Origin of the sequence: Arhodomonas aquaeolei DSM 8974, assembly GCF_000374645.1 — a bacterium.
GTDB lineage: Bacteria > Pseudomonadota > Gammaproteobacteria > Nitrococcales > Nitrococcaceae > Arhodomonas > Arhodomonas aquaeolei.
On the sequence record NZ_KB894835.1, the window covers coordinates 1 to 6,323 of the forward strand.

A 6,323-nucleotide genomic window follows, 5' to 3' on the forward strand; every position below is an offset into this window, starting at 1 on the left:
CGGAGAGCCCGAAGCACTGCTGGGCAACATACATCCGAAGCATGCGCTCCAGACCAATCGGCGGCCGGCCGCGACCGCCGCCGCGCGGGTAGTACGCCTCAAGCTCGGCAACCAGCGTCGCCCAAGGGGTGATAGATTCGATCTCCGCGAGAAACCGGTCCCGGCGGGTGACCTTCTTCTTGGCGGCGTACTCCAGATCCGAGAAGCTCGGTTGCATGGGTTACCGTCTCATCACACAGGGCCTGGGCGCATTATCCCAGCCCGCAGGCCCGGCCGGTACAGCCGGGAGCCAATAAATCAGTGTTTCCTTAGAGGATCTCCAAAGAATAGAGAAGGAATGGAAGCTCCTCTAGCACATAACCAGGCGCTCACCCGACCGGCCAACCGCGACGCGGTTGGCCGGTCGGGTGAGCTTCATCGTTATGCGTCATCCACACAGAAAAGGAATAATTCAAAATGAGCTTTATTGGCCCTACTGATGAACGACTGGTCGAAACAGCAGGAAGAACATTCAAAATATTCATAACCGAGCAGGTTGGTGGATATTGGGTAGCAACCCTTTTGTATTCCAGAAATGGTACCGTGGACACAAAGAATATGGCTGATACAGATAAAGCGGAGGCTTTTCGTTTGATATCGGAATGGATACTCAACAATATAGATAGCAATGCTGTTATCAATCCACTCTGACAAAACGCATAACCAATCGCTCCAGCCGACGCCAAAAGGCTGGCGCCTTTTGGTTCCCTCGTTACACTCGGCGTCGGCTGAGCTAAAGCGTTTTGGCTCTATGGACGAAGTTTTATGAAAAACGCGCGTCTTGAGTTCATGAGGAACTCGGCCGTCGGCCTCATTGCTGCATCGTCATCTATTGTTGTACTGACCGCGCAAGGCATCATGCCGAAAGGCGACATTTTGTCTTGGCATCTTGCATGTGTCGGTGCATCGATCCCGTTACTCGTGTGGTTTTATTTTAGCCAACACGAGTATATCGGCGAACTGCCGTCCGATATCGCTGAGAAGTGGCTCGCGATTCTCTATGCGTCCGGCGCGGCTTCGGCGTTCGCGGGTTATATCCTTCTTATGGCAGTAGCGGGGCTTGCGCCGTTGGCCGGTTTTTTCGGGGGGGTGGTGGTGGGCGGCCTAATCTACTGCAGGATTGCAAAACTCGCTCGTGCCCAACAATGCGCTCCAGAGGACCCGTAAACCGCGGGGCGTTTTACGGGTCAGCTGAGCTTCATCGTTAGCGACCGAAGGAAGAAAATGAGTCCGCGTGAGGTCGACAATCAGGAATGGGAAGAAATACGGTCGCGCATCGACTCGTTGGCCGGTGCTGTGTTCGTTCTTTCCGGCGGTGCTCTGTCGATTTCAATAGGCCTAGTATTCGGCCACACGGAGTTGCTATCTCGTGAGCCGACCGCCGGCGCAGTTCTTGTGTGGGCGTGGTGGTTATTGGTTTCCCCGATCATCGCCTTCGTTCTGCTCAAGGTAAATGTCATCGTGCAGAAGTACATACTGCTCGACCATCCAAAGAAGCATGCATCGGTTCGGCCGGTTACAAACGGGATTAGCTGGCTATTCGGTGTCACTGGTGTTCTGTGTTTCTGCGGCGGGATGGTGTGTCTTGTTGTAGTCGCTCAGTTACTGGCGGGTGTGTAGCGAGCAGTTGGTAGATATGGCGCTAACAAAACGCTCGAAGCGACGTCGGCACACGTCGCTGCCTGTAACCCAACGCTCCGGGCGGCGCGCCTCAGCGAATCGTTAGGCATGGTTCTAAGCGCTCCACCCGAATTCCGGTATCATGAAAACACAGAAACACACAGAAACACATAGAACCCATCGGATCGGCTGGCTGCGGGCCGCGGTCCTCGGCGCGAATGACGGGATTGTCTCCACGGCGAGTCTTGTTCTGGGGGTTGGTGCGGCGGGTACCAATGCTCATGGCATCCTGGTCGCAGGCGTGGCGGGCCTGGTCGCCGGAGCCATGTCGATGGCGGCCGGCGAGTATGTCTCGGTGAGTTCGCAGGCCGATACGGAGCGCGCCGATCTGGCCCGGGAACGTCAGGAGCTTGCCGAAGGGCCCGAGAGCGAGCACGCGGAGTTGACGGCGATCTACGTCAACCGCGGGTTGGACGCGGCATTGGCCTCCGAGGTCGCGACCCAGTTGATGCAGCACGATGCGCTTGGCGCACACGCGCGCGACGAGCTGGGCCTGTCCGATTCCCTGTCCGCTCGGCCGGTCCAGGCCGCGCTGGCCTCCGCCGCGATGTTCGCGCTGGGCGCTGCTCTTCCGCTTCTGGTCGTCGTCGTGTTTCCGGCTGCCGCGCTTATGTGGGCCGTCTCGGGCAGTTCACTCCTTTTCCTCGCGCTGCTCGGTTCTGTATCCGCCAGGGCTGGCGGCGCGTCGGTGCTCGTCGGCGCCTCGCGCGTTACTTTCTGGGGCGCCTTGGCCATGGCGTTGACTGCCGGGGTGGGGGCGCTCTTTGGGGTGGCAGTGTGATCGTCCCGGGGGGCACCAAGCTGTCTTCCCGCAATGCGCCGGGTGGTGTCGCGTCACGTGAGCAATTCGGTCTGAGTCACCGCGGGTTACTAATTGCGGGATGCAGACCCCGTGTGTGATCTGTTCCGGGGCCCGGCAAGCCTGTGCATGGCCATGTAGCACGCCCGATCCGGGCGAAGCGGGCGCGGCGCACCGGTTTACGGCAGGACGAATTCCGAACGGGTCGGTTCGGACCGGTCCGGATGGCAGGTTCGTCCCCGACGCCGCCGGTCGGCCGTGTCCGGCCAACCGGCGAGCGCCGGGGGTGGATACAGGTTCATGCGGTCAGGTCGGTACGCCAGCGCCGGCCCTCGGTGAGCGTGGCGAGGAGGGTGCGCAGCCGGTCGCGGACGTGCCGTGCGGCGATGGACAGGGGCCGGTCGGCGACCCGGGCGAGGTAGATGCTGCGCTGGATCTCCGGGTCGCGGATGGGGTAGGTCTGCAGGCCGGCGCCCACGCTGCCGTGGCGGGCGAGGCGCGGGGAGAGCACGGTGTAGCCGGCGCCTTCGGCGACCAGGGCCTTGATCGGCTCCAGCGCGTCCATCTCCAGCACGATGTCCAGGCCGACGGCCCGCCGCCGTACCGCGGCCTCCAGCTCCTCGCGCACGCCGTGGGGGCGCCCCGGCATGATCAGCGGCAGACCGTCCAGTGCCGAGAGCGGCAGGTTGCCCTCCGGGCCGCTGGTCAGGGCGGAGAGGCGTTCGTCCCCCGCCGGGCCGACCACGTGCAGCTCCTCGGTGGCGATGAGCTCCATTGCCAGCCCGGAGACGGTCTCCGCGCCGAAGACCAGCGCCAGGTCGAGGTTGCCCTGGCGCAGCCACTCCAGGGTGTGGCCGGACAGGCCCTCGGCGATGCGCAGCTGGACCTCCGGCAGCTCGCGGCGCACCTGCAGCGCGAGGGGCACGCTCAGCAGCATGCCCAGCGAGGTGGGGATGCCGATGTGGGTCGGTCCGGCGGGGCGGGCCTCGGTGTCCTGGATGTCGTCGCGGATGGCCTGGAAATCGCTGAGCAGCTTGCGGGCGTGGCCGAGCAGCCGGGTGCCGGTCTCGGTTAGGCGCACGCCGCGCACGCTGCGCACGAGCAGCTGGGTGCCGAGCTCCTCCTCGAGCTGGCGGACGTGCTGGCTCAGTGCCGGCTGGGCGACGTCGAGCTGCTCCGCGGCCCGGGTGATGGACCCCGCGTCGGCGATGGCGGCGAAGTAGCGCAGCTGGCGGATGTCCATGGTCCCGGCATATCCATCATTTCCGATGATTGCTTTGACTCTAAATCAAAGTGTTTTTTATTGGAACGATCGCGCCTCACCCGAGCCGCTCGGCCACCAGGTGGCCGGAGACGCCGCCCAGGCCCGGTCCCGGGTGGGTGGAGGCACCGATGTGGTGCAGCCCGCGGATGCAGGTGCGGTGGCCGTCGCCGTCGTTGAGCGGGCGCCAGAGCAGGAACTGGTCCGCCTGGCAGTCGCCGGCGTAGGGATCGCCGCCGACGAGGTTGATGTTCATGGCCTCCAGGTCGGCGGGGGAGAGCACGCGGCGGCCGAGCAGGGCGCGCTCCAGGTTGGGGACGTGCGCCGCGAGGCGGGCGACGATGCGGTCCGCGTAGGCCTCGCGGGTGGCCTCGTCCCAGGCACCGTCGGCGGGTGCGGGGATGCTGTCGGCGGCATCCCCGCGGATGTGACGGGGCAGCTCCTGGAGCTGGATCCAGAGGATCCACTTGCCCTCCGGGGCGCGGGAGGGGTCCAGGGCGGTGGGCTGGGCGACCACCACCGAGGCCTCCGCCGGCAGCAGTCCCCGCTCGGCCTCGTTCACCGCGCGGGATACCCCGTCCAGCCCCGGGGTGAGGTGCAGCATGGCGACCTCGCGCAGGGCCGGGTCCGGCCATTCCGGGGGCTCGTCGAGGGCGAGGTGGATCTGCATGCACCCGCGTCCGTAGCGGTAGCGGGCGGCATCGTCGCGCACCCGCGCCGGCACGGCGGCGTCGCGGAGCAGGCGGCCGTAGAGCTGGGTGGGGGTGGTGCTGCACACCACCGCGCGCCCGGCGGTGTAGCGTTCGCCCGCGGTGGTCTCCACGCCCCGGGCGCGGCCGCCCTCGACGACCACCCGGTCGACGTCGGCGCCGGTGACGAAGCGCCCGCCGTTGGCCTCGACCACGCAGCGGAAGGCGTCCACCAGGCGTTCGCTGCCGCCGCGGACCACCGGCATGCCCGCCCCCTCCAGGGTGAAGGCGATGAGCCGCAGCATGTGTCCGCCCAGGGCGCTGTCCGGCCCCAGGCCGGTGTGCAGGATCCACGGGGCGAGGCAGGCACGGAGGTGCCCGGACTCGAAGGTCCGCTCCAGCCAGGTGCGCGCGCTCTCCATGCTCTCGCCGAAGTAGCGGATCAGCCCGCGGTGGCCCTCGCGGCGGCCATGGCGGAACAGCGTCTTCGCCACGCCCCAGCTCTTGAGCTCGCTGCCGAGCAGGGTGAACGTGGTGTCCGCGTGGGCGGCGACCGCGTTCATGGCGGCGTCGAAGCGCTCGCCGTCGCCGGCGGCGAGGGCGTTCATCGTCTCGATGTTGCGCCCGCGATCCCGCGAGAGGATGAAGTGGCTGCCGTCCGGCAGGATCACGCCCGTGGGCGTGTCCGTGTTCGCGTACTCCAGGCCCTGCGCGTGGAGGGCCTCGCCGAGGGCGGCATACCCCGGCGAGGTGACGAACAGGGGGTGGAAGCCGGAGAGGGTGTCGTGGTGGAAGCCCGGCACGGTGGCCTCCTCGGTGCGGATGCACCCGCCCGGGCGGTCGTTGCGTTCGAGCACGATCACCCGCCGGCCCCGGCGCGCGAGCCCCGCGGCGCAGACCAGCGAGTTGATGCCGCTGCCGACGATCACGCAGTCGGCGTTGCGGTCTCTGGCGGTATCGCTCACGGCGCTGCCTCCTGTCGTTCCGTGGATCAGAACGGGATGGTGACGATCACCCGAGCGGTGGTGCCCTCGGGGCGGTGCTCGCTGTGGTACTCGTCGTAGAGCGCGGCGTCGAAGCTCATGCCCAGCGACTTCGAGCGGTAGGTCACCTGGCCGCCGACGGCGTGGACCTCGTCCTTGGGCGTGGGCACGCCCGCGGGGGCGTCGTCCTCGGTGAGCTGCCAGCTGTCGTAGCCCACCAGCCCCACGGTGAGGGCGGGGTTGAAGCTGTGGCTGATGCCCCACTCGGCCACCCAGTTGTCGCCGGGCTCGATGTCGGTGCCCTCGATCTCCGAGGCCATGGTCTCGTAGCGGTTGAGCAGCGAGACCGCCCAGGTGCGGTCGGCGGTGAGATACCAGGTGCCGCCGAGTGTGACCATCACGTTGGAGTAGCCCTGGCCCACGGAGGCCGCCGCGGCCACGGGGTTGTCGTCGTCGTAGTCGCTGAACGCGTCGGTCCAGTAGCCGGCGGCGAGGACCGTGTCGTAGCGCTCGCCGTGCCAGGCGAGGATCAGCGGGCTGAGGAAGACGTCGCCGAGGCCGCTGTCGCTCTCACTCAGGCCCATGGCGTCGACGTCCTTGTCCAGGATCGGGGCGATGGCCTCCATGCCGTAGTCCGCGCCGAGGAACTGCTTGTCGGTGATCCAGATCGCGCGGGGCACCACCGCCCGGACCGTGGCGCTGTCGTCGCCGCCGGGGATCTCGCCGTCGTTGTCGCTGATGGCGTCGACCTTGACGTTGTCGGAGTCGTAGTACACGCCGTAGGTGCGCAGGTAGAAGCCCGGCGGCGGCACCGACGCCCCCAGGCTGCCCTCCACGCCGGGGACATAGTGCTGCGTGGCGTCGGCCGAGGC

The 6,323-nt window shown here is 66.6% G+C and carries 8 protein-coding genes; 4 read left to right on the forward strand and 4 right to left on the reverse strand.

Annotation, left to right across the window (positions count from 1 at the left end):
- Positions 1-217, reverse strand: a 217-nt coding sequence (locus C516_RS20185) for a transposase (RefSeq protein ID WP_040409731.1), incomplete at its 3' end; no start/stop codon positions are given.
- A 239-nt stretch (positions 218-456) separates the two neighbouring features.
- On the opposite strand from C516_RS20185, the gene C516_RS21270 reads away from it, so the two are divergent.
- The 4 genes from C516_RS21270 to C516_RS0117840 all read left to right on the forward strand — a co-directional run bounded on the left by C516_RS21270 (position 457) and on the right by C516_RS0117840 (position 2,500).
- Positions 457-690, forward strand: coding sequence for a hypothetical protein (locus C516_RS21270; RefSeq protein WP_156831302.1), 234 nt, complete (start codon positions 457-459; stop codon positions 688-690).
- A 114-nt stretch (positions 691-804) separates the two neighbouring features.
- On the forward strand, positions 805-1,206 hold the full coding sequence (locus tag C516_RS21275) for a hypothetical protein (RefSeq protein ID WP_156831303.1): 402 nt from the start codon (positions 805-807) through the stop codon (positions 1,204-1,206).
- Between the two features lie 57 nt (positions 1,207-1,263).
- On the forward strand, positions 1,264-1,659 hold the full coding sequence (locus tag C516_RS21280) for a hypothetical protein (protein WP_156831304.1): 396 nt from the start codon (positions 1,264-1,266) through the stop codon (positions 1,657-1,659).
- A 142-nt stretch (positions 1,660-1,801) separates the two neighbouring features.
- Positions 1,802-2,500 (forward strand): VIT1/CCC1 transporter family protein, encoded by a 699-nt coding sequence (locus C516_RS0117840; RefSeq protein ID WP_040409732.1) that lies wholly within the window; start codon positions 1,802-1,804, stop codon positions 2,498-2,500.
- 316 nt (positions 2,501-2,816) lie between these two features.
- Here C516_RS0117840 and C516_RS0117845 read toward each other — a convergent pair whose 3' ends face one another.
- The 3 genes from C516_RS0117845 to C516_RS20190 form a co-directional block, all read right to left on the reverse strand.
- Entirely contained in the window at positions 2,817-3,761 is a 945-nt protein-coding gene (locus C516_RS0117845; protein ID WP_018719782.1) for a LysR family transcriptional regulator, read from the reverse strand.
- Between the two features lie 76 nt (positions 3,762-3,837).
- Positions 3,838-5,433 (reverse strand): phytoene desaturase family protein, encoded by a 1,596-nt coding sequence (locus tag C516_RS21650; RefSeq protein WP_018719783.1) that lies wholly within the window; start codon positions 5,431-5,433, stop codon positions 3,838-3,840.
- Between the two features lie 26 nt (positions 5,434-5,459).
- The coding region (locus tag C516_RS20190; RefSeq protein WP_018719784.1) for a SphA family protein at positions 5,460-6,323 on the reverse strand (864 nt) is incomplete at its 5' end.